Source organism: Xenophilus arseniciresistens, from assembly GCF_028023875.1.
Lineage (GTDB): Bacteria > Pseudomonadota > Gammaproteobacteria > Burkholderiales > Burkholderiaceae_C > Xenophilus > Xenophilus arseniciresistens.
In genome coordinates this window covers 273144-296257 of sequence record NZ_JAQIPB010000006.1, presented here as the reverse complement: position 1 = coordinate 296257, position 23114 = coordinate 273144, and the positions used below count along the sequence as shown (strand labels likewise).

Sequence of the window (23114 nt, the reverse complement as noted above, 5' to 3'; positions counted from 1 at the left end):
GCGCCTACAGGCCCGTGCGCGGCGCGACGACGCCACTGCCACGGGGACTTGCGCAGCATGGCGTTCAGCAAGTCAGCCACTCGAACGGCGCGCAGCGACGAATGCGCACCCCGGGATGGCCGACTGCATTCGTTCCCTCCATCTTCGAAAGGATTACCCATGGCAGATCTGCGCTCCGACGTCATCGACGTTCTCAACGACCTGATCGAAAACTCGCGCGACGGCGAGTACGGCTTCCGCACCCTGGCCGAGCGCGTGGAAGGCACGCGCCTGAAGCAGCTCTTCACCGACCGCTCGGTGCAATGTGCCCAGGCAGCCCAGGAACTGTCGCAGTGGGTGCGTGCCCAGGGCGGCACGCCGGCCGACGGCGGCACCGCCAGCGGCGCTCTGCACCGCGGCTGGGTCAAGGTCAAGGGCGCCATGGGCGCCGACAGCGAAGTGTCGATGCTGGAAGAGGCCGAGCGTGGTGAAGACGCGGCCCTCGCCCGCTACCGCAAGGCGCTGAAGGAAGACCTGCCGGCCGACGTGCGCGCGCTGGTGGAACGCCAGGCCCAGGGCGCCCAGCAGAACCACGACCAGATCAAGCTGCTGCGCGACGAGGCCCGCGCCCACAGCTGATCTCCCTGCGCAGGCGGGCCGACCGCGTCGACCCGCCCTGCTCCGCAAGGCGCGCCACGGGCGCGCCTTGTTTTTTGGCGCGTCGCGCAGGCCACAGTCGGGCTGCGGCAGCCGGTTTAGAGTGGGCCCATGAACGCGCCTTCCAGTTCCGTCCTCGATGCCGTGCGCTCGCGCCTGTCGGTGCGCGCCTTCCTTCCTGAGCCGGTGCCGCCTTCGCTGATCCGCGAGCTGCTGGTGCAGGCTGCGCGGGCGCCTTCGGGCGGCAATGTGCAGCCCTGGCACATCGACGTGCTGGCCGGTGAGGCGCTGGCGGCCTTTCGCCAGCGCATGCGCGAACGGCTGGCACCCGGCGCCGAGCCCGAGGAGCCGGCCTACGAGATCTACCCGGCCGCCCTGCCCGAGCCCTGGCGCTCACGGCGCTTCCGCATCGGCGAGGCGCTGTATGCGCGGCTGCGCATCCCGCGCGAGGACAAGGCGGCGCGGCTGCGCTGGTTTGCCAACAACTTCGATTTCTTCGGCGCGCCCCTGGCGCTGATGTGCTCGGTGGACCGGCGCATGGGCCCGCCGCAGTGGTCGGACCTGGGCATGTTCCTGCAGACCCTGATGCTGCTGCTGCGCGAGCGCGGCCTGGACAGCTGCGCGCAGGAATGCTGGGCGCTGTACCCGCGCACCGTCGCAGGCTTCCTGCAGTGGCCCGGGGACCGCATGATCTTCTGCGGCATGGCCATCGGCCGGCGCGATGCGGCGCACCCCGTCAACGGCCTGCAAAGCGAACGCGCGCCGCTGCAGGAGTGGGCGCGCTTTCATGGCTGCTGAGCCCGCTCACACCGGTACCTTGGACTCCTTGAGCACGCGCAGCACGAAGTGCGACTTGCTGTGGCGGATGCCGGGGATCTTGTAGAGCTTCTCGCGCAGCAGCCGCTCGTAGTCGCGCGTGTCGCGCACCGCGATGCGGATGTAGTAGTCGTAGTCGCCCGAGACGAGGTAGGCCTCCAGGATCTCCGGGATGGTGGCCAGCACCTGGCCGAAGGCGTAGAGCGTGTCTTCGGTGTGGCTCTCCAGGGTGAGCTGCACGATCACGGTGTCGTGGTAGCCCAGGCTGCGCGGATTGACCTGGATGGTGTAGCGCTCGATCACGCCCTCGTCCTGCAGCCGCTTGATGCGGCTCCAGCAACTGGTGGGCGAGAGCCCCACTTCGGCCCCGATCTCCTGCAGCGTGCGCCGGGCGTCCTGCAAAAGGATGCGCAGGATGGCCAGATCGGTCTTGTCGAAAATTTTCTCGCCCGCCATGCATATCTCCGAATGATTTTCGAATCATAGGCCAACACCTCCGAACATTCGGAAGCCTATTCGGCGCCGCTGCCTGAAGAATTGAGGGCATGAACTCCCTTGTCGCGCCCTCTTCCCCCGCCAGTGCCCAGCCGCTGGCCCCGCAGCCTTTGCCCAGCGCCCCGCGCAACGGCGCCCAGGCGCTGCTGGACACGCTGGTCGAATGCGGGGTCGACACGCTCTTCGGCTATCCCGGCGGCGCCGCGCTGCCGCTGTATGACGCGCTGCATGGCGAGCCGCGCCTGCGCCACATCCTCGTGCGCCATGAGCAGGCCGCCGTGCATGCGGCCGAGGGCTATGCGCGCAGCACCGGCAAGGTGGGCGTGGTGCTGGTCACCTCGGGCCCGGGCGTGGGCAACACCATCACCGGCCTGCTCGATGCCATGAGCGATTCGGTGCCCGTGCTGTGCATCAGCGGCCAGGTGGCCACGGCCGTGATCGGCACGCAGGCGTTCCAGGAAAGCGATGCGCTGGGCATGTCGCGCCCCGTCACCAAGTGGAACTTCCAGCCGCGCAGCGCGGCCCAGGTGGCCGACGCCACGCGCCGCGCGCTGGCCATCGCCGCCGGCGGGCGGCCCGGCCCGGTGCTGCTGGACGTGCCCAAGGACGTGCAGCTGGCGCCCGTGCACAGCCCGGAACCCGCACGGCCCCAGCGTGCGCCGCAGGACGTGGCCGTGGCGCAGCCGCGCGCGGGCAGCCTGCAGCGTGCGGCCGACCTGATCTCGACCGCGCGCCGCCCCGTGTTCTACGGCGGCGGCGGCCTGGTCAACGCGGGCCCTGCCGCCTGCGAGGCTTTTGCGCAGCTGGTGCGCCAGGTGGGCGGGCCCTGCACGCTCACGCTGATGGGGCTGGGCGCCTTCCCCGCGTCAGACCCGGCCTTCGTGGGCATGCTGGGCATGCACGGCACCCTGGAGGCCAACCTGGCCATGCACGAGGCCGACTTGGTCATCAACGTGGGTGCGCGCTTTGACGACCGCGTGACCGGCAAGCTCGACGAGTTCTGTCCCCATGCGCGCAAGATCCACATCGACATCGACCCCAGCGCCATCCACCGCACCGTGAAGGTGGACGTGCCCATCGTCGGCGACTGCGGCGCCGTGCTGCGGGCGCTGCTGGCCCTGCCCGAGCTGCAGGGGCTGGCGCCCGAACGGCTGGCGCCCTGGTGGCAGCGCATCGAGCGCTGGCGCGCCGCGCGCTGCCTGGACTTCGCGCCCGATGCGCAGCAGATCCTGCCGCAGCAGCTGATGGCGGCGCTGCAGGCGCAGCTGGCCGGGCGCGACGCCATCGTGTCCACCGACGTGGGCCAGCACCAGATGTGGGCCGCCCAGTACCTGCGCTTCGACCGGCCGCGGCACTGGCTCACCTCGGGCGGCGCCGGCACCATGGGCTACGGCCTGCCGGCGGCCATCGGCGCGCAGGTGGCGCACCCCGATGCGCTGGTGTGCTGCGTCAGCGGCGACGCCTCGGTGCTGATGAACATCCAGGAGCTTTCCACCGCCGTGCAGCACGAGGCCAGGGTCAAGCTGATCCTGTCGAACAACGGCTACATGGGCATGGTGCGCCAGTGGCAGGAGCTGAACCACGGCAACCGCCTCTCGCACAGCTGGAACGCGGCGCTGCCCAACTTCGTGGCGCTGGCCCGGGCCTTCGGCTGGGGCGCGCGCCGCGTGAGCGAGCCGGCCGAGCTGGAAGCCGCGCTGGCCGAATGCCTGGCCTGGGACGGCCCCTTCTTCCTCGACGTGCAGGTGGCCGCGCAGGAGAACTGCTTCCCCATGATGCCCGCCGGCGTGGGCCACCACCGCATCATGCTGGGCAAGGACCGCTGGTACGTGGAGGACTGAGCGCGACGCCGCTCAGGCCGGATTAAGCAGCGCGGGGGTCTCGTCCTGCGCATCCACGCGCACGGTCTGCGTGGGCAAGGCGATCTCGGCCCCATGCGCCGCCACGATGCGGCCGATGCGCAGCAGCACATCCTGCTTGATGTGCTGGAACGGCACCCAGGCCGTGGTCGTGGTGAAGGCGTAGACCATGACCTCCAGCGAACTCGGGCCGAAGGCGTTGAGGTTGACGATGGTGGTCTGGGTGTTGTCGATGGCCTCGTGCGCGGCCAGCATGGCGCGGATGTCGTGGACGATGGCTTCGACCACGCCGAAATCCTTGAAGCGCACGCCGATGGTCTCGCGCAGGCGCCGGTGCGTCATGCGCGAGGGGTTTTCGACCACGATGTTGGTGAACACCGAGTTGGGCACGTAGATCGGGTTCTTGTTGAAGCCGCGGATGCGCGTGTGGCGCCAGCTGATGTATTCGACCGAGCCTTCGATGGCCTTGTCGGGGCTGCGGATCCAGTCGCCCACGCTGAAGGGCCGGTCCAGGTAGATGGTGAGGCCGCCGAAGAAGTTGGCCAGCAGGTCCTTGGCCGCGAAGCCCACCGCGATGCCACCCACGCCGCCCAGCGCCAGCAGGCCGCTGATCTGGAAGCCCAGGGTCTGCGCCACCGTGATGACGGCCACCACCACCACGACCAGGCAGGCCAGCTTGACCAGCGCGTCGAAGGTGGTGGTGTCCACCTCCTCGCCGCGCCCGCGCCGCCGCGCCTCCACGTTGTGCCCCACCAGGCGTGCAAAGCGCAGCAGGAACCACGAGACGCAGATCACGGCCAGCACGTCGCGCGTGCGGCGCACGTCCTGGATGAAATCGGCGTCCACCTGCCGCTGCAGCACGGAGGCCATGAAGTCCAGCCCCACCACCCAGACCAGCACGCGCAGCGGGCTGCGCGCGGCCTGCACCAGGGCGTCGTCCCACACGGTCTGGGTCTTGCCCGAAATGCGCTCGACGCGGCTGAGCAGTGCCTGTGCGATGAAGTTGACGAGAAAGGTGGCCAGCGCGATGACCAGCAGGGATGCGACCCAGAGCTCCAGCCCCAGGTGTTCACTCAGATAAAGACTCAGGCGATTCATGGGCCGGCACTCTAAACGCAGCGCGCGGCCCGCGTTTGACACCGGTCTTTGGCCGGGTTCAGACGAAACGCGGTGCGCGCTTTTGCAGGTTGGCCAGCACCGCTTCGGTCTGGTTGGGGCTGCCGATCAGCTTCTGCTGTTCCTGCGATTCGGCCAGCAGCAGTTGGGCATCGTTCACGCGGCTGTCGGCCATGGCGTTCATCAGGCGCTTGCCGGCGCGGATGGCATCGGGGCTGCGCGAGGCGATCTCGTGCGCCATGTGCTGCGCCTGCGCCAACGGGTCGGCCACCACGCGCGTGGCCAGTCCCAGGGCCACGGCCTCCTCGCCCAGCACGATGCGGCCGGTGTAGGTCAGCTCGCGCGCCACGTCGTCACGCACCAGCGGGCGCATCAGCGGCAGGCCGCCCATGTCGGGCACCAGGCCCCACTTGATCTCCATCACCGACAGCCGCGTGTCGGCCGTCACCAGCCGCAGGTCGGCCCCCAGCGCCAGTTGCAGGCCACCGCCGAAGGCCACGCCATGCACGGCGGCGATGACGGGCACCGGCACATCGCGCCACACGGTGGCGATGTACTGCGGCTTGTTGGCCAGGCCGTGGGTGCGCGGCAGCAGGTCCATGTTGCCGCCCTCGCCCATCTTGGCGAAGGACTCCATGTCCAGCCCCGCGCAGAAGGCCCGGCCGCGGCCCGTGAGCACCACGGCGCGCACGCCGCGGTCTTCGCGCAGCTGCTCGCCGTGGTGGATCAGCGCGTCGAACATTGCGCTGTCCAGCGCGTTCATCTTGTCTTCGCGCGCGAGGTGCAGCTCCACCACGCCATCGTCGTGGCGGATCGATTGGATGCGTTCAGTCATGGCTTGTTGATCTCCTGCGGTCAGTATCCGCGCGGCCTTCGTCGGGGCCTATCGCACGCGCTACAGTGCAGCGCAGAAGCTTGCAGGGAATCCAAGGAGGCAGACCATGAGCATCCGCATCGTGCAACTGGGCAGCGCGCGCCACCCTGACGAAGGCCTGCGCATCGGCACCGTGCGCCGGCCACCGCGCGGCGTGCCCAAGGCGGAATTTGCGCGCCAGAACTGGTACGACGTCTGGTACCCGAATCTCGCGCCTTCGGCCGAGACCATGAAGCTGGGCCAGGCGGCGCAGGCCTCGCAGGCGCCGGCCGACTGGACGGCCTTCGTGCGCCGCTACAAGGCCGAGATGGCCGAGGCCGAGCCCGGCCGCAGCCTCGATCTGCTGGCGGCGCTGTCGCACCACACGGCGCTGTCGGTGGGCTGCTACTGCGAGGACGAATCGCGCTGCCATCGCAGCCTGCTGCGCGGGCTGCTGGCCGAGCGCGGCGCGGACATCAGCGGCTGAGATCGCCTCCGGACCCTCTCAGAGCTTCTTCTGCAGGAACAGCGCCTGGCCGAAAGCCGGGTCCAGCTGGTAGCCGGCAAAGCCTTCGCGTTCATAGGTGCGCAGCGCCGGCGCATTGCCCGACAGCACTTCGAGCGTGAGCTTGCAGGCACCGCGGCGGCGCGCTTCGGCTTCCACCGCTTCGAACATGCGCCGGGCCACGCGCTGCCCGCGATGGCTGGGCAGCACCACCACGTCGTGCACATTCACCAGCGGCTGGCAGGCGAAGGTCGAAAAGCCCTCGATGCAGTTGATCAAGCCCACGGGCTGATCACCGTCGAAAGCCAGCACGCTGAAGGCCTGCGGCCGCGCCGCCAGCGCCGCTGGCAGGCCCGCCTTCACGGCCTCGGCCAGCGGCGTGCCGCCGCCCGCAGGGTCGCGCGCGTAGGCATCGAGCAGCTCGACCAGCGCTTGGCTATGGCGCGGGTCGCGGTAGTCGGCAAGCAGGGACTGGATCACACGGGCTCCAAGGCATGATGAGGAGGAAGGGGCAAGAGCACGGTGATGGCATCGCCGGCCTGCACCAGGCCGCCGCGGGTGACGACGGCCATGACACCGGCCTTGCGCACCAGACCGCCATCGGCATCGCGCGCCAGGGTGGCCGCCATCAGGCCTTTCTGAAAGCGGTCGATCTGGACGCAGGGGTTGCGCAGGCCGGTGATCTCCACCTCGGCCTCGGCGCCCAGACGCAGCCGCGTGCCCGCGGGCAGGGCCAGCAGGTCGATGCCGCGCGTCGTAATGTTCTCGCCCAGATCGCCAGGGAACACCGCGAAGCCGGCGTGCACCAGTTCGTCGAAGAGTTCGGCGTGCATCAGATGCACCTGCCGCAGATTGGGCGCATCGGGGTTGCGCGCGACGCGCGAGCGATGCTGCACAGTGCGGCCGGCATGCGTGTCGCCCGCCACGCCCCAGCCTTCGAGCAGGCGAATCGCCGGCTCGGCGAACTTGGAAAAGCCGTGCACGTCGCTGGCGTGCACCGCGAGCACCCGTGGCGCGACCGGCTCGCCCAAGGCGGCTACCCCAGCGTGGCCGCAATGCGCCGAGCGCAGGCCTCGGCCTGCTGCGCATCGCGCGCCTCGACCATCACGCGCAGCAGCGGCTCGGTGCCACTGGCGCGGATGAGCACGCGGCCGCTGTCGCCCAGTTCGATTTCGGCGCGTTCGCTTTCCTCGGCCAGCGCGCAGTTGGATTGCCAGTCCTGACCATCCTTGAGCCGCACGTTGATCAGGGTCTGCGGGAACAGTTCTACGCCCTCGAGCAGCTGAGCCACGGTGCGGCCGCTGCGCACGCAGGCCTGCAGCACCTGCAGCGCGCTGACCAGCCCATCGCCGGTGGTGTGACGGTCCAGCGCCAGCAGGTGGCCCGAGCCCTCGCCGCCCAGCAGCCAGCCGCGCTTGCCCAGTTCTTCGAGCACGTAGCGGTCGCCGACCTTGGCGCGCACGAACTCCACGCCCGCGGCCTTGAAGGCCATTTCCACGGCCTTGTTGGTCATCAGCGTGCCCACCACACCTTCGGGCTTGCGGCCTTGCGCCATGCGATCGGCGGCCATGAGCCACAGCAGTTCGTCGCCGTTGTAGAGGCGCCCCTGCGCATCGACCAGTTGAAGCCGGTCAGCGTCGCCGTCGAGTGCAATGCCGTAGTCCGCGCCGCGGGCCTTGACGGCCTCGATCAGCGCCTGGGGGTGGGTGGCGCCCACGCCCTTGTTGATGTTCAGGCCGTCGGGCTGCACGCCGATGCTGACCACGTCGGCACCGAGTTCGTGGAACACGTTGGGCGCCACGTGGTAGGCCGCGCCATGGGCGGCGTCCACCACCAGCTTCAGGCCGCGCAGGCTCAGATCGGCCGGGAAGGTGCTCTTGCAGAACTCGATGTAGCGGCCCGCCGCATCGTCGAGCCGGCGCGCGCGGCCCAGCGCGGCCGAATCGGCCCACACGGGCGGCTCGGCCAAAGCGGCTTCCACGGCCAGTTCCCACTCGTCGCTGAGCTTGGTGCCTTGCGCGCTGAAGAACTTGATGCCGTTGTCGGCGAAGGGGTTGTGGCTGGCGCTGATCACCACGCCCAGGCTGGCGCGCTGCGCGCGTGTCAGGTAGGCCACGCCCGGCGTGGGCAAGGGCCCCAGCAGCACCACGTTGACGCCGGCCGAGTTGAAGCCCGACTCCAGCGCCGACTCCAGCATGTAGCCCGAGATCCGCGTGTCCTTGCCGATCAGCACCGTGGGCCGCGCCTCGGTCTTCTTGAGCACGCGGCCCACCGCATGCGCAAGGCGCAGCACGAAGTCGGGCGTGATGGGCGGCTTGCCGACCGTGCCGCGGATGCCGTCGGTGCCGAAGTACTGTCTGGCCGTCATGGATGAATGCTCCTCGCGTTGTTGTTATGACCTGTTTGGCACATTTTCCCCATCGTGATGGGAAACCAGCCAATCCGTTCAAAGAGGCCGGTGCCGGCCGCCTTCGCCCTGCTCGGCCTGCATGGCACGCCACACGGAGAGCGCCTGCACCGTTTCGCGCACGTCATGCACGCGCACGATGCGCGCCCCGCGCTCGACGGCCAGCACGGCCGCGGCGGTGCTGGCCACCATGCGGTCGGCCGGCACCTGCAGGCCCGTGACGGCGCCCAGCGACGACTTGCGCGACCAGCCGGCCAGCAGCGGATAGCCCAGCGTCAACAGCTCGCCCTGGCGCGCCAGCAGCGCGAAGTTCTGTTCCACCGTCTTGCCGAAGCCGATGCCTGGGTCGAGCACGATGCGCCCGGCCGCCACGCCCCGCGCGCGCAGGCACTGCACCGCCTCGGACAGGAAGCTGCGCACCAGGGGCACGCCGTCGCCGGCCATCGGCAGCGCCTGCATGGTCTGGGGGTCGCGGTGCATGTGCATCAGGCACACGCCGCAGTTCGGGTGCGCGGCCACCGCCTCGAGCGCGCCGGGCTGGCGCAGCGCCCAGATGTCGTTGACGACGTCCGCGCCCAGGTCCAGCACGGCCTGCATCAGCGCAGGCTTGTAGGTATCGATGGACAGCGGCACGCCCAAGCGCAGCGCCTCGCGCACCACGGGCAGCACGCGCGCGCTTTCCTCGTCGAGCGGCACCGCGGGGCTGCCGGGGCGCGTCGATTCGCCACCGATGTCGAGAATGTCGGCGCCGTCGCGGATCAGTTGCTCGCAATGGCGCAGCGCGGCGGCGGTGCCGGCATGGGCGCCGCCGTCCGAGAAGGAATCGGGCGTGACGTTGACGATGCCCATCACCTGCGGGCGCCGCAGGTCGATGGCAAAGCGCGTGGTCTGCCAGGAGGCGGAGAAGGAAGAGGCCGGGGTCATCGAAGCCATGGAATGCGGCAAGACGTTTGCGATGGATGATGCATGCGCCACCCCGGCACTTCAACGAAAAACGGGGCCTGAGCCCCGTTTCGCTGCTGCCAGGCAGCCTGCACCTGAACCAGGCGGCCGGTCAGGCCGCTGATGGCGCCGGATCGGCAGGCTTGACGGCCGCGGAGCCGCCGCTGCTGCCGCCGTTGTTGGAGGGGGGCGTGCGCGGCGTGAAGTCCTTGGGCGGACGCGGTTCGCGGCCGGCCATGATGTCGTCCAGCTGCTCGGTGTCGATGGTTTCCCATTCGAGCAGGGCCTTGGCCATGGCGTGCATCTTGTCGCTGTTCTCCTCGATCAGGCGGCGCGCCAGCGCGTACTGCTCGTCGATGATGCGGCGCACCTCGGCGTCCACCTTCTGCATGGTGGTTTCGCTCATGTTGGTGGTCTTGGTCACCGAGCGGCCCAGGAAGACCTCGCCTTCGTTTTCGGCATAGACCATCGGCCCCAGGGCTTCGCTCATGCCGTACTTCATGACCATGTCGCGCGCCAGGTTCGTGGCACGCTCGAAGTCGTTGCTCGCGCCCGTGGTCATCTGGTTCATGAACACTTCTTCGGCGATGCGGCCACCGAAGAGCATGCTGATCTGGTTCAGCATGTATTCGCGGTCATAGCTGTAGCGGTCCTGCTCGGGCAGGCTCATGGTCACGCCCAGCGCACGGCCGCGCGGGATGATGGTGACCTTGTGCACCGGGTCGCACTTGGGCAGCAGCTTGCCGATCAGGGCGTGGCCGGCCTCGTGGTAGGCGGTGTTGCGGCGCTCGTGCTCGGGCATGACCATGCTCTTGCGCTCGGGGCCCATGAAGATCTTGTCCTTGGCCTTCTCGAAGTCCTGCATTTCCACCACGCGCGCATTGCGGCGGGCGGCCATCAGGGCGGCTTCGTTGCAGAGGTTGGCCAGATCGGCGCCCGACATGCCGGGCGTGCCGCGCGCGATGATGCTGGCGTTCACGTCCTGGCCCAGCGGCACCTTGCGCATGTGCACGTTCAGGATCTGCTCGCGGCCACGGATGTCGGGCAGCGTCACGTAGACCTGGCGGTCGAAACGGCCCGGGCGCAGCAGCGCGGCGTCCAGAATGTCCGGGCGGTTGGTGGCAGCCACCACGATCACGCCCAGGTTGGTTTCGAAACCGTCCATCTCCACGAGCATCTGGTTCAGCGTCTGCTCGCGCTCGTCGTTGCCGCCACCCAGGCCTGCGCCACGCTGGCGGCCCACGGCGTCGATTTCGTCGATGAAGATGATGCAGGGCGCATTCTTCTTGGCGTTCTCGAACATGTCGCGCACGCGGGCTGCGCCCACGCCAACGAACATTTCAACGAAGTCCGAACCCGAGATCGAGAAGAAGGGAACCTTGGCCTCGCCGGCGATGGACTTGGCCAGCAGCGTCTTGCCGGTGCCCGGGGGGCCAACCAGCAGCAGGCCACGCGGAATGCGGCCGCCGAGCTTCTGGAACTTTTGCGGGTCCTTCAGGAAGTCGACGACTTCCTTGACCTCTTCCTTGGCCTCGTCGCAGCCGGCGACGTCGGCAAAAGTGACGGTGTTGTTGTTCTCGTCCAGCATGCGGGCCTTGGACTTGCCGAAGCTGAACGCCCCGCCCTTGCCGCCGCCCTGCATCTGGCGCATGAAGTAGATCCACACGCCGATCAGCAGCAGCATCGGGCCCCAGCTCACGAGCAGGGTCATGAGCAGCGAGCCTTCCTCGCGCGGCTTGACGTCGAACTTGACGTTGTGGTCGATCAGGTCGCCCACCAGGCCCCGGTCCAGCACCGTGGCGTTGGTGCGGATGCGGCGGTCGTCGTTGGTGACCGCGACGATTTCGCCGCCGGCCAGGCCCTCAGGGATGGTGGCACTCTTGATCTGGTTGTTGCGGACCTGATCGATGAATTCCGAATAGCTCACCGTGCCGGCGCTGCCACCCGCGCGGGTGTCGAACTGCTTGAACACAGTGAACAACACCATCGCGATGACGAGCCAGACGGCGACCTTGGAAAACCACTGATTGTTCAAACGATGCTCCAGTCGGTGACGCGGGGATGACAGAAAGGCCCACTACGCAGTCAATTGGGCCGGATTCTAGGCTTTTCAAGCTGCGAAACCGCCCCAAAGCCCTATGGCAACCCCGGAGCCCCAGAGGGCAGACCCGGCATAAGACACACAAGGCCACATTGCTTGCAATTTCCCTCAGGCTTCGGGGCGCAGGCCGATGCCGACCAGGAAGTTCTCGGCAGATTTGTCGCGCGAGGACTTGGGCTTGAGCGGCTTGACGATGCGGAAATTGGCCTTGAACAGGCGCACCAGCTCGTCATAGCCGCCGCCATGGAAGACCTTGGCGACCAGCGCACCTTCGGGCTTGAGATGGGCTCGCGAAAACTCCACGGCCAGTTCGACCAGATGGACCACCCGCGCCGCGTCGGCCGAGCCGATGCCCGAAAGGTTGGGCGCCATGTCGGATACCACCACGTCCACCGCCCGACCCTGCACCGCCGCCTCCAGCTGCGCCAGCACCTCGGGTTCGCGGAAGTCGCCCTGGATGAATTGCACGCCCTCGATGGGCTCCATGGGCAGCAGGTCCAGCGCGATGATGGCGCCGGCCAACTCCCCCACCGCAGCACCCTGCGGTGACAGCCGGCGCCGCACGTACTGGCTCCAGGCACCGGGTGTGGAGCCCAGGTCCACCACCACCTGGCCGGGCCGGATCAGGTTCAGCGTCTCGTCGATTTCCTTGAGTTTGTACGCGGCGCGCGCGCGATAGCCGTCCTTCTGGGCCTGCTTGACCCAGGGATCGTTCACATGGTCGTTGAGCCAGGACTTGTTGACCTTGGCGCTCTTTGTTTTCACCTTCATTGCGGCTCGATAATAGGGCCATGCCCGCCATTCAACTCACCCCCGCGCAGCGCAAAGTGCACCGCGCTGACGCCCACCACCTCGATCCGATCGTCATGATCGGTGGCGATGGGCTCACCCCGGCCGTCAAGAAGGAGGCCGATGCCGCCCTCAAGGCCCATGGACTGATCAAGATCCGCGTGTTTTCCGACGACCGCCTGGCGCGCGACGCCATGCTGGCCGAGCTGGCCGACACGCTGGACGCCGCCCCCATCCAGCACATCGGCAAGCTGCTGGTGCTGTGGCGCCCCAAGCCCGTCAAGGAACGCGCCGTCGACGAGGACCGCATGCCCGGCCCGAAGGACGTGAAGGTGCTCAAGTACGGCAAGGGCGGCCAGCGCCCCGAGGTGAAGATCCTGCGCGTGCTGGGCAACCAGCGCCTGACGCCGGGCGGCACCATCAAGCGCGCCAAGCCCAAGCAGAAGTCCGTCAAGAAGCGGCAGGCGGATTGATCTGCGATGAGCGGCCAGCGCCACATCCTGTGCATGAAATGGGGCACCAAATATGGCCCCGAATACGTCAACCGCCTCTATGCCATGGTGCGCCGCCATCTGAGCGGCGACTTCAATTTCGTCTGCCTGACCGATCGCAGCGAGGGCATCCGGGCCGAAGTGCAGTGCCTGCCGATCCCGCCGCTGGCCCTTGAACTCAAGCCCGGCCAGCCCGACCGGGCCTGGAAGAAGCTGACCACCTTCGAGGCCGACCTCCATGGCCTGCGGGGCACGGCGCTGTTCCTGGACCTGGACGTGGTGATCGTCGGCTCGCTCGACGAATTCTTCACCCTGCCCGGCCAGTTCCTGATCATTCACGACTACCCGCGCTTCTGGCGTTTTGGCGAGCGCGTGACCGGCAATTCCTCGGTCTACCGCTTCGAGCTGGGCGCGCATGCCGACGTGCTGGCCCACTTCCGGGCCCACATGGACGAGGTGCCCAGGCAGTTCCGCAACGAGCAGGCCTTCCTCTCGGACTTCCTGCACCGCCAGCGCAAGCTGGGCTACTGGCCCAGCGCCTGGTGCCCCAGCTTCAAGTACCACGGCATCCCGAGCTGGCCCAGCAACTACTGGAAGCCGCCCTTCGTGCCGGACGATGCGCGCATCGTGATCTTCCACGGCGAATGCAATCCGCCCGATGCCCTGGTGGGCCGGCGCAACAAGCGCTTTGCCCACATCGAGCCGGCGACCTGGATCGCCGAGCACTGGAAGGAGTGAGGCCCGCTGCGCCGGGCGAGCCAAAGCCGCTCAGCGCGCGCCGACCAGCGGGCGGCCCGTGAGCCTCTGCAGGATGGCCAGTGGGCTGGCCTTCGGGTCGTACTCCTGGCCGGGGGGCAGGTACAGCGTCTGCTCCATCATGTACTGGCCCGACATGACGGCATGCGAGGTCTGGTCTGAAAAGCACACCCAGGTGGAACCGGCCGGGAAGGCCATCGTTTCCTGCGGCGCCCGGGCCTGGTAGTCCAGGTCGCTCTTCATGCCGTCATGCAGCTGCAGCATCAGGTGGTCGTATTCGCTGCGCAGCGACTTGGTGACGTGCAGCGCCTGCAGCGCCCTCGCCTTCCAGGCCGAATAGGGCGTGGCGCGCGGCAGGAAGCGCCGGGCCACGTCCTCGAAGGGCTCACCCACGCGCCAGACCCGCGGCTGCCCTTGCGGGTTGAGGTTGGTGAACACGCGCAGGATGCGCTCGCCGTAATTGGGGCGTGAAGGAAAGGAGTCCACATGCAGCCGGCGGTCGTCCGCGCGCCAGGACTGGGTGCGCGTCTCCACCTGCATGGGTCTAAAGCTCGTGGGCGCGGCACGCAGCTTGGGGGCGTAATCGGGCAACAGGCCATCGATCAGCGCCCGCGCCTGCGCACGGAAGCGACGGACCATGCGCGCCACGGCCTCCTGCGTGGCCGCGTCGCCGGCGGCGCCCTTGAGGCGGTCGTCGATGCCCAGGCTGATGTTGCGGCTCTTGGGGTCGCGCACCTCGGGGCGCAGCAGCGCTTCTTCGCCGGCCTCCAGCGCAAAGCGCAGCTTCGGGAAGTACAGCACCTTGCCGGCCTCCAGCGCCGCCGTCCAGGCCGGGTTGCTGGCTACGCCGTGCCAGTCGCTGGCCTCCAGATTCAGAATCTGCGATTCCATCGCACTCACTCCAATCGCGCCTTCGGCCGGCGCAGCCACAGCCCAGTGCCTCAGCGTGCCGGCAAGGTGCGCGCCAGCCGCCACAGGGCCAGGCCGGCACACAGCCACTGCAGCAGGTACATGCCGGTACCCAGGTTGTGCCACAGCTTGAGGCTCTCTCGCGCCACGATGCGGGGCGCAACCGCGTATTCGATCAGCAAGGCCAGCAGCAGCCCGCCCATGACGGGCATCACGGCGGCCGGCGGCGGTGCGGGAAGGTCGTCTTCCCCTTCGGGGCGCTTCGTCAAGGCCAGCAACAGCAGCAGCGCGCAACCCACCGACAGCCAGCTCTGCGCCGTGAACAGGCGCGCCGCCATGGCGCCGGCCATGGCCGGCGTGGCCAGGTGCATGAACAGAAGCGGCACCACCACGAAGCCGATGGCCGTGAGGCTGCCCCACCAGAGGGCGGCACTCATCAGGGCGATGCGCTGTCTCATGCCGCTTGAACTCAGCGGTAGCTCACACCCACGATCTCGTAGTGCTTCTCGCCGCCCGGTGCCTGCACCACGGCGGTGTCGCCCTCTTCCTTGCCGATCAGCGCGCGCGCGATGGGGCTGGACACGTTGATCAGGCCCTTCTTGAGATCGGCCTCGTCCTCGCCCACGATCTGGTAGGTCACGCCTTCGCCGCTGTCTTCTTCCTCCAGCTCCACCGTGGCGCCGAAGACCACCTTGCCGCCGGCATCCACGTCGGCCGGGTTGATGATCTGGGCCACCGACAGCTTGCCTTCGATTTCCTGGATGCGGCCTTCGATGAAGCCCTGGCGGTCCTTGGCTGCGTCGTAGTCGGCGTTCTCGCTCAGGTCCCCCTGCGCGCGCGCTTCGGCGATCGCGTTGATCACCGAAGGACGCTCCACCGTCTTGAGGCGGTGCAGTTCCTCGCGCAGCATTTCTGCGCCGCGCGTGGTGATGGGAAGGGTCGTGGCCATTGCTCGGTTCTCCGTCATTGTGGAGGCGGCGCCGCTGCAACTGCATGCGGGGCCGCCATCAAAAGCAAAACCGCCGGGCGTTGCCGCCTGGCGGTATGGGAAGGCCCTGATTATGCCGCGCCCGGAAGGCGCGGCAAGGCCGTGCTGTCCGGGCGCCTGCGCGCTCAGGCGGCAGCCAGCTGGGCGTGCATTTCCTGGACCGAGATCACGTCCAGCGCATGCATGTGCTGCATGCCTTCCACCGCCGCTTCGGCACCGAAGATGGTGGTGAAGGTAGTCACGCGGGCCAGCAGGGCCGAGGTGCGGATCTGGCGCGAATCGGCGATCGCGTTGCGGCGCTCCTCGACCGTGTTGATCACCAGCGCGATCTCGTTGTTCTTGAGCATGTCGACGATGTGCGGCCGGCCCTCGGTGACCTTGTTGACCGTCGCGCAGGCGATGCCCGCCGCGTTGATGGCCGCGGCCGTCCCCTTGGTGGCGATCAGCTCGAAGCCCAGCTTGACCAGCCCGCGCGCGATCTCCACCGCGCGCGCCTTGTCGTTGTTCTTGACCGAGATGAACACCTTGCCCGACTTGGGCAGGTGCGTGCCCGCGCCGAGCTGGCTCTTGACGAAAGCTTCGCCGAAGGTCTTGCCCACACCCATCACTTCTCCTGTGGACTTCATCTCGGGGCCGAGGATGGTGTCCACGCCGGGGAACTTGACGAAGGGGAAGACCGCTTCCTTGACGCTGTAGTAAGGCGGCGTGACTTCCTTCGTGATGCCCTGCGAGGCCAGCGACTGTCCGGCCATGCAGCGCGCGGCCACCTTGGCCAGCTGCACGCCGGTGGCCTTGCTCACGTAAGGCACGGTGCGCGAGGCACGCGGGTTCACTTCCAGCACGTAGATCACGTCCTGGCCGTCCTTTTCCTGGATCGCGAACTGCACGTTCATCAGGCCCACCACGTTCAGCGCCTTGGCCATGGCGGCGCTCTGGCGCTTGAGCTCGGCGATGGTTTCGGCCTTGAGGCTGTAGGGCGGCAGCGAACAGGCGGAGTCGCCCGAGTGCACGCCGGCCTGCTCGATGTGCTCCATCACGCCGCCGATCAGCACCTGGCCTTCGCCGTCGCGCAGGCAGTCCACGTCGCATTCCACGGCGTCATTGAGGAAGCGGTCCAGCAGCACGGGCGAGTCGTTGCTCACCTTGACGGCTTCGCGCATGTAGCGCTCCAGGTCGCGCTGCTCGTGCACGATTTCCATCGCACGCCCGCCCAGCACGTAGCTGGGGCGCACCACCAGCGGGTAGCCCAGCGCAGCGGCCTTCTCCAGCGCCTCGGCCTCGGTGCGGGCCGTGGCGTTGGGCGGCTGCAGCAGCTTGAGCTCATGCAGCAGCTTCTGGAAGCGCTCGCGGTCTTCCGCCGCGTCAATCATGTCGGGACTGGTGCCGATGATCGGCACGCCGTTGGCCTCCAGGTCCAGCGCCAGCTTCAGCGGCGTCTGGCCGCCGTACTGCACGATCACGCCGGCCGGCTTTTCCTTGTCCACGATCTCCAGCACGTCTTCTAGCGTCAGCGGCTCGAAGTACAGGCGGTCCGAGGTGTCGTAGTCGGTGGAAACCGTCTCGGGGTTGCAGTTGACCATGATGGTCTCGTAGCCGTCCTCGCGCATGGCGAGCGCGGCATGCACGCAGCAGTAGTCGAACTCGATGCCCTGGCCGATGCGGTTGGGGCCACCGCCCAGCACCATGATCTTCTTCTTGTCGGTGGGCTCGGCCTCGCACTCTTCCTCGTAGGTCGAGTACATGTAGGCCGTGTTGGTCGGGAACTCCGCCGCGCAGGTGTCCACGCGCTTGTAGACCGGGCGCACGCCCAGCTCGCGGCGCTTGTTGCGCACGGCGGTGTCGGTGGTCCGAAGCTGCTTGGCCAGGCGGCGGTCCGAGAAGCCCTTCTGCTTGAGCACGCGCAGCGTGTCGGCATCGATATCTTCCAGGCTCTTGGTTTCCAGCTCGAGCTCGATCTTCACGATCTCCTCGATCTGCACCAGGAACCAGGGATCGATCTTGGTCAGCGCGAAAACCTCATCCACGCTCATGCCCTGCGCGAAGGCATCGCCCACGTACCAGATGCGCTCGGGGCCGGGCTCGCCCAGTTCCTTTTCGAGCACTTCGCGGTCCTGGGTCTTCTCGTTCATGCCGTCCACGCCCACTTCCAGGCCGCGCAGCGCCTTCTGGAACGACTCCTGGAAGGTGCGGCCCATGGCCATCACCTCACCCACGGACTTCATCTGCGTGGTCAGGCGTGAATCGGCGGCGGGGAACTTCTCGAACGCGAAGCGCGGGATCTTGGTGACCACGTAGTCGATGCTGGGCTCGAAGCTCGCGGGGGTGGCGCCGCCCGTGATCTCGTTGCGCAGCTCGTCGAGCGTGTAGCCCACGGCCAGCTTGGCCGCGACCTTGGCGATGGGAAAGCCCGTGGCCTTGGAAGCCAGCGCCGAGGAACGCGACACGCGCGGGTTCATCTCGATGACGATCATGCGGCCGTCCTTCGGATTGACCGAGAACTGCACGTTGGAGCCGCCGGTGTCGACGCCGATCTCGCGCAGCACCGCCAGGCTGGCGTTGCGCATGATCTGGTATTCCTTGTCGGTCAGCGTCTGCGCGGGCGCCACGGTGATCGAGTCGCCGGTGTGCACGCCCATCGGGTCCAGGTTCTCGATCGAGCACACGATGATGCAGTTGTCCGCCTTGTCGCGGACCACTTCCATCTCGTACTCCTTCCAGCCCAGCAGCGACTCTTCGATCAGCAGCTCGTTGGTGGGCGAGGCTTCGAGGCCGCGCTTGCAGATGGTCTCGAACTCTTCGGAGTTGTAGGCGATGCCGCCGCCCGTGCCGCCCAGCGTGAAGCTGGGGCGGATCACCGTCGGGAAGCCCACGTTCTTCTGCACGGCCCAGGCCTCGTCCATGCTGTGGGCGATGCCCGAACGCGCCGAGCCCAGACCGATCTTGGTCATCGCGTCCTTGAACTTCAGACGGTCCTCGGCCTTGTCGATGGCCTCGGGCGTGGCGCCGATCAGCTCGACCTCGTACTTGTCGAGCACGCCGTTGCGCCACAGGTCCAGCGCGCAGTTCAGCGCGGTCTGGCCGCCCATGGTGGGCAGGATGGCGTCGGGGCGCTCCTTGGCGATGATCTTCTCGACCGTCTGCCAGGTGATGGGCTCGATGTAGGTGACGTCGGCCGTGGCCGGGTCGGTCATGATCGTCGCGGGGTTGCTGTTGATCAGGATGACCTTGAAACCTTCTTCGCGCAGCGCCTTGCAGGCCTGCACGCCGGAGTAGTCGAATTCGCAGGCCTGGCCGATGACGATGGGGCCGGCGCCGATGATGAGGATGCTCTTGAGGTCTGTGCGCTTAGGCATTCGCGGCCTCCGCCTTGTGTTGGTCCATGAGTGCCGCGAAGCGGTCGAACAGGTAGCCGATGTCGTGCGGGCCGGGCGAGGCTTCGGGGTGGCCCTGGAAGCAGAAGGCCGGCTTGTCGGTGCGGGCCAGGCCCTGCAGCGTGTTGTCGAACAGGCTGATGTGCGTGGCGCGCAGGTTGGAAGGCAGCGACTGCGCGTCCACCGCAAAGCCATGGTTCTGGCTGGTGATGCTCACGCGGCCATCGTCCAGGTCCTTGACCGGATGGTTGGCGCCGTGGTGGCCGTTCTTCATCTTGAAGGTCTTGGCACCGGAAGCCAGCGCCATGATCTGGTGCCCCAGGCAGATGCCGAAGGTGGGGATGCCGGTCTCGATCAGTTCGCGCGCCGCGGCGATGGCGTAGTCGCAAGGTTGCGGGTCACCCGGGCCGTTGGCCAGGAAGATGCCATCGGGCTTGAGCTTGAGCACGTCGGCCGCAGGCGTCCTGGCCGGCACCACCGTGATGCGCGCGCCGCGCTGCGCCAGCATGCGCAGGATGTTCTTCTTGACGCCGTAGTCGTAGGCCACCACGTGATGACGCGGCGTGATCTGCACGCCGTAGCCGGCGCCCAGCTTCCACTCGGTCTGGGTCCACTCGTAGGTCTGCTGCACCGAAACCACCTGGGCCAGGTCCAGGCCAGCCATGTTCGGCGCGCTGCGCGCGGCGGCCAAGGCGGCGTCGATGCGCGCCTGCGTCACGGCTTCGCCATGTGCCAGCCCCACAATCGCGCCGTTCTGGGCACCCTTTTCGCGCAGCAGGCGCGTGAGCTTGCGGGTGTCGATGCCGGCGATGGCCACGGTCTTGCCGTCCACCAGGTACTGCGAGAGCGTGCGGCTCTTGCGGAAGTTGGATGCAACGAGGGGCAGGTCCTTGATGATCAGCCCGGCAGCGTGGATCTTGTCGGCTTCGATGTCCTCGTCGTTCACCCCGTAGTTGCCGATGTGCGGATACGTCAGCGTGACGATCTGCTGGCAATAGCTGGGGTCGGTGAGGATTTCCTGGTAGCCGGTGATGGCGGTGTTGAACACCACTTCACCGACCGTGGTGCCGGTGGCACCGATCGACTTGCCGAGAAAGACCGTGCCGTCTGCGAGCGCCAGGATGGCGGGCGGGAAGGATCCCTGGAGGGATGAAAGCACTGGGTTCTCCGTTGGATGGATGACGCCCAAAGCGAACCCAAGAGGCCCGGCCGGCCGTGGCCATCGGACATGAAGGTTGCGGCTTTCGTCGAAGAAATGGCTTGTGCGCGCAGTGGGCGTGGGTCGAGGCGAAAAGCCGCTGATTATAGCCTGCGAACCCCGTGTTTTCCCCAGGGGCGAGGCAATTAACGCACCAGAAACGGGCGAGGCCCGTGGCGGCCCAAAGCCGCCCTTTTTCAGGAGGTCGTACGGGCCGCTGCGCCGGCCGCATCCATGGCCTGCGCGGCGCTGGCATGCAGGCAGATGGCTGCCGCCGCCGCCACGTTGAGCGACTCTTCACCGCCCGGCTGCGCGATGCGGATGCGCTGGCTGGCCATGGCCTCCAGCGCTGCGCAGACGCCCTGCCCTTCATGGCCCATGAGCCAGGCGCAGGGCCACGGCAGGCGCGTGTCGTGCAGCAGCGCGCCTTCATGCGAGCTGGTGGCCAGCATCGGCAGCCCCAGCGCGCTCAGGTCCGCGGGGCTCAGCCCTTCCACCAGGTGCAGGCCGAAATGCGCGCCCATGCCTGCGCGCAGCACCTTGGGCGCCCACAACGCTGCCGTGCCCTTGAGCGCAAGCACCTGCGTGAAGCCGAAGGCCGCGGCGCTGCGCAGCACCGAGCCCACGTTGCCGGCGTCCTGCAAACGGTCCAGCACCACGGCCGCAGCGGTGGGCTGCAAGGCGGCCGCAGGCGGCAGCTCCAGCACAAAGCCCATGGGCGCGGGCGATTCAAGCGTGCTCAGCGCGGGCCAGAGGGCGTCGTCCACCACCAGCATGCGCGGCGCGGCACCAGCCCATTGCGGGCCCAGCGAGGGCCAGGCCGATTGACTGAACAGCGCCATGGCCGGACGCCAGCCGCGCTGCAGCGCGGCGCGGCACAGGTGATCGCCTTCGATCCACACGCGACCCTGACGGCGATAGCCACCCGGGTCCTGCACCAGCCGGCGCAGCTCCTTGAGCAAGGGGTTGTCGCGCGACTGAATGGGCGTGACGCGGTCAGCAGTGTTCACGATGCGGCCTCGGGCAGGTGCAGCTCGGTGCTCGCTGAGATGCTGGTGACTTGAACCGCCACGGGCTGCTCGATGGGCCCGAGCACAACGGCCTGCGCCACAGGCGCAAAAGAGCGCCGATGGTGCACGCAGGCACCATGGCGCTGCAGCGCTTCCAGATGTTCACGCGTGCCATAGCCCTTGTGGCCTGCAAAGCCATAGACCGGAAACTCCTCGTGCAGCTGCGCACAGAGCCGGTCGCGGTGCACCTTGGCCAGAATGGACGCGGCCGAAATCGCCTTCACCAGCGAATCACCTTTGACCACGGCCTCGGCCAACACATCCAGCGTGGGCAGGCGGTTGCCGTCCACCAGCACTTTCACTGGCTTCAGGCGCAGCCCCTCCACGGCGCGGCGCATGGCCAGCAGGGTGGCCTGCAGGATGTTGAGCCGGTCGATCTCTTCCACCGTGGCCAGCGCCACGGAGCAGCACAAGGCCTTGGCCATGATTTCGTCATGCAGCCGTTCGCGCCGCGCGGACGTGAGCACCTTGGAGTCGGCCAGGCCGGCGATGGGCTGGCGTTCGTCGAGGATCACGGCAGCCGCCACCACCGGGCCGGCCAGCGGGCCGCGACCGGCCTCGTCCACGCCGGCCAGAAGGCCGGGCACGCTCCAGTTCAGCGGCGTCTGCACCGGCTCCGCGAGCTTGCGGCGGCGCACCCGCGTCGTGGTCTTCTCGCGCGTCATGCGGCCAGCACCTGGGCAACGGCTTCGGCGCAGAGGCTGGGCGTGTCGCGTCGCAACTCCTCATGCAGCCGGCCAAAGCGCGCCTGCAGCGCCTGCACCTTTTGCGGCGACTGCAGCCATTCCAGCGTGGCCTCGGCCAGCGCCTTGGGCGTGGCGGCATCCTGCAGCAGCTCGGGCACCACGAAGTCCTCGCACAGGATGTTGGGCAGGCCCACCCAGGGCTGCAACTGCTGGCGGTGCATGAGGCGCCAGGACATCCTGTTCATGTTGTACGCGATCACCATGGGCCGCTTGAACAGCGCAGCCTCCAGCGTGGCCGTGCCGCTGGCGATCAGCGTCACGTCGCAGGCCGCCAGCGCCGCATGCGACTGGCCCTGCAGCAGCGTGACCTGCCCCGCCATGGGGCTGGCCTGCAGCAGTTGCGTCATCTCGGGCAGCAGGCTGGGCACCACGGGGCAGATGAACTGCAGCTCGGGCCGGGCCTGTCGCATCAGCGCTGCCGCCTCGAAGAAGCGCGCGGCCAGGTAGCGCATTTCGGAGCGCCGGCTGCCCGGCAGCAGGGCCACCACGGCCGCGTCTTCGCGCAGGCCCAATGCCTGTCGCGCGGCGGCTGCATCCGGCTGCGCGGGAATGACCTGCGCCAGCGGATGCCCCACGTAGCTGGCCTGCACGCCATGCGAGGCCAGCAGCGCCGGCTCGAAGGGAAAGATGCACAGAACATGGTCGGCGGCGGCGCGGATCTTGTCGATGCGCTCGGGGCGCCAGGCCCAGATCGAAGGACACACGAAGTGCACGGTGCGGATGCCGCGCGAGCGCAGGCCGGCTTCGAGGTCCAGGTTGAAGTCAGGCGCGTCCACGCCGATGAACAGCTGCGGCCATTCGCGCAGCAGGCGCGCCTTCAGCTGGCGTCGGATGCTCGCGATCTCGGCATAGTGGCGCAGCACTTCGATGTAGCCGCGCACGGCCAGCTTGTCCATGGGCCACCAGCTCTGGAAACCGCGGGCCAGCATCTGCGGGCCGCCGATGCCCACGCTCGCGACCTCGGGCCATCGCGTCTGCAGCCCGTCCATCAGCAGTCCGGCCAGCAGGTCGCCCGAAGGCTCGCCCGCCACCAGGCTGAACACGGGCCTGGAAGGCATCGCCGCCG

The 23114-nt window shown here is 68.1% G+C and carries 23 protein-coding genes; 6 read left to right on the top strand and 17 right to left on the bottom strand.

What is annotated here, in order from left to right; genetic code table 11:
* Positions 1–159 precede the first annotated feature (159 nt).
* Together PGB34_RS14210 and PGB34_RS14205 are read left to right on the top strand one after the other, a co-directional pair.
* A complete protein-coding gene (locus tag PGB34_RS14210) occupies positions 160–618 on the top strand; it encodes a ferritin-like domain-containing protein (RefSeq protein ID WP_271428738.1) in 459 nt (152 codons plus the stop codon).
* Between the two features lie 129 nt (positions 619–747).
* Entirely contained in the window at positions 748–1434 is a 687-nt protein-coding gene (locus PGB34_RS14205; protein WP_271428737.1) for a nitroreductase, read from the top strand.
* A 6-nt stretch (positions 1435–1440) separates the two neighbouring features.
* Here the strand turns inward: PGB34_RS14205 and PGB34_RS14200 are convergent, their stop codons facing one another.
* Entirely contained in the window at positions 1441–1908 is a 468-nt protein-coding gene (locus PGB34_RS14200) for an Lrp/AsnC family transcriptional regulator (protein WP_271428736.1), read from the bottom strand.
* 89 nt (positions 1909–1997) lie between these two features.
* Here PGB34_RS14200 and ilvB point away from each other — a divergent pair, with 89 nt between their 5' ends.
* The gene (ilvB, locus tag PGB34_RS14195) at positions 1998–3788 is read left to right on the top strand and encodes a biosynthetic-type acetolactate synthase large subunit (protein ID WP_271428735.1); all 1791 of its coding nucleotides are present in this window, start codon (positions 1998–2000) and stop codon (positions 3786–3788) included.
* A gap of 12 nt (positions 3789–3800) precedes the next feature.
* Here the strand turns inward: ilvB and PGB34_RS14190 are convergent, their stop codons facing one another.
* Together PGB34_RS14190 and PGB34_RS14185 are read right to left on the bottom strand one after the other, a co-directional pair.
* The gene (locus PGB34_RS14190; protein WP_271428734.1) at positions 3801–4904 is read right to left on the bottom strand and encodes a mechanosensitive ion channel family protein; all 1104 of its coding nucleotides are present in this window, start codon (positions 4902–4904) and stop codon (positions 3801–3803) included.
* Positions 4905–4962: 58 nt separating this feature from the next.
* The gene (locus PGB34_RS14185; protein ID WP_271428733.1) at positions 4963–5757 is read right to left on the bottom strand and encodes a crotonase/enoyl-CoA hydratase family protein; all 795 of its coding nucleotides are present in this window, start codon (positions 5755–5757) and stop codon (positions 4963–4965) included.
* Positions 5758–5863: 106 nt separating this feature from the next.
* Here PGB34_RS14185 and PGB34_RS14180 point away from each other — a divergent pair, with 106 nt between their 5' ends.
* Entirely contained in the window at positions 5864–6262 is a 399-nt protein-coding gene (locus tag PGB34_RS14180; protein ID WP_271428732.1) for a DUF488 domain-containing protein, read from the top strand.
* Positions 6263–6280: 18 nt separating this feature from the next.
* Here the strand turns inward: PGB34_RS14180 and PGB34_RS14175 are convergent, their stop codons facing one another.
* The 6 genes from PGB34_RS14175 to PGB34_RS14150 form a co-directional block, all read right to left on the bottom strand.
* Positions 6281–6760, bottom strand: coding sequence for a GNAT family N-acetyltransferase (locus tag PGB34_RS14175; protein ID WP_271428731.1), 480 nt, complete (start codon positions 6758–6760; stop codon positions 6281–6283).
* The gene (locus tag PGB34_RS14170) at positions 6757–7311 is read right to left on the bottom strand and encodes an MOSC domain-containing protein (protein WP_271428730.1); all 555 of its coding nucleotides are present in this window, start codon (positions 7309–7311) and stop codon (positions 6757–6759) included. Before PGB34_RS14170 ends, PGB34_RS14175 begins: the two co-directional genes overlap by 4 nt.
* 5 nt (positions 7312–7316) lie before the next feature.
* Entirely contained in the window at positions 7317–8648 is a 1332-nt protein-coding gene (gene glmM, locus PGB34_RS14165; RefSeq protein WP_271428729.1) for a phosphoglucosamine mutase, read from the bottom strand.
* A gap of 78 nt (positions 8649–8726) precedes the next feature.
* Positions 8727–9620, bottom strand: coding sequence for a dihydropteroate synthase (folP, locus tag PGB34_RS14160; protein ID WP_271428728.1), 894 nt, complete (start codon positions 9618–9620; stop codon positions 8727–8729).
* Between the two features lie 121 nt (positions 9621–9741).
* Complete coding sequence (gene ftsH, locus PGB34_RS14155; protein ID WP_271428727.1) at positions 9742–11664, bottom strand: ATP-dependent zinc metalloprotease FtsH; 1923 nt, start codon at positions 11662–11664, stop codon at positions 9742–9744.
* A 174-nt stretch (positions 11665–11838) separates the two neighbouring features.
* Positions 11839–12501, bottom strand: coding sequence for an RlmE family RNA methyltransferase (locus PGB34_RS14150; RefSeq protein ID WP_271428726.1), 663 nt, complete (start codon positions 12499–12501; stop codon positions 11839–11841).
* 20 nt (positions 12502–12521) lie between these two features.
* Between PGB34_RS14150 and PGB34_RS14145 the strand changes: the two genes are divergently transcribed.
* Positions 12522–12992, top strand: coding sequence for a YhbY family RNA-binding protein (locus tag PGB34_RS14145; protein WP_271428725.1), 471 nt, complete (start codon positions 12522–12524; stop codon positions 12990–12992).
* A gap of 6 nt (positions 12993–12998) precedes the next feature.
* A complete protein-coding gene (locus tag PGB34_RS14140; protein WP_271428724.1) occupies positions 12999–13748 on the top strand; it encodes a glycosyltransferase in 750 nt (249 codons plus the stop codon).
* A 30-nt stretch (positions 13749–13778) separates the two neighbouring features.
* On the opposite strand, the gene PGB34_RS14135 is transcribed toward PGB34_RS14140, so the two are convergent.
* From PGB34_RS14135 to lpxB, 8 genes are all read right to left on the bottom strand, one after another.
* A complete protein-coding gene (locus PGB34_RS14135) occupies positions 13779–14657 on the bottom strand; it encodes a Kdo hydroxylase family protein (protein ID WP_271428723.1) in 879 nt (292 codons plus the stop codon).
* Between the two features lie 50 nt (positions 14658–14707).
* Positions 14708–15133, bottom strand: a complete 426-nt coding sequence (locus PGB34_RS14130) for a DUF4149 domain-containing protein (RefSeq protein WP_271428722.1) — start codon at positions 15131–15133, stop codon at positions 14708–14710.
* 11 nt (positions 15134–15144) lie between these two features.
* Positions 15145–15624, bottom strand: a complete 480-nt coding sequence (gene greA, locus PGB34_RS14125) for a transcription elongation factor GreA (protein WP_271428721.1) — start codon at positions 15622–15624, stop codon at positions 15145–15147.
* 164 nt (positions 15625–15788) lie between these two features.
* Positions 15789–19016 (bottom strand): carbamoyl-phosphate synthase large subunit, encoded by a 3228-nt coding sequence (carB, locus tag PGB34_RS14120; protein WP_271428720.1) that lies wholly within the window; start codon positions 19014–19016, stop codon positions 15789–15791.
* Positions 19009–20193: a glutamine-hydrolyzing carbamoyl-phosphate synthase small subunit gene (gene carA, locus PGB34_RS14115; protein WP_271428719.1), complete on the bottom strand. Its 1185-nt coding sequence runs from the start codon at positions 20191–20193 to the stop codon at positions 19009–19011. Before carA ends, carB begins: the two co-directional genes overlap by 8 nt.
* Positions 20194–20429: 236 nt before the next feature.
* Complete coding sequence (locus PGB34_RS14110) at positions 20430–21242, bottom strand: TrmH family RNA methyltransferase (protein WP_271428718.1); 813 nt, start codon at positions 21240–21242, stop codon at positions 20430–20432.
* A complete protein-coding gene (gene rnhB / locus PGB34_RS14105; protein ID WP_271428717.1) occupies positions 21239–21967 on the bottom strand; it encodes a ribonuclease HII in 729 nt (242 codons plus the stop codon). The genes PGB34_RS14110 and rnhB overlap by 4 nt, the downstream gene beginning before the upstream one ends.
* Positions 21964–23106, bottom strand: a complete 1143-nt coding sequence (gene lpxB, locus PGB34_RS14100; protein ID WP_271428716.1) for a lipid-A-disaccharide synthase — start codon at positions 23104–23106, stop codon at positions 21964–21966. Before lpxB ends, rnhB begins: the two co-directional genes overlap by 4 nt.
* Positions 23107–23114 lie beyond the last annotated feature (8 nt).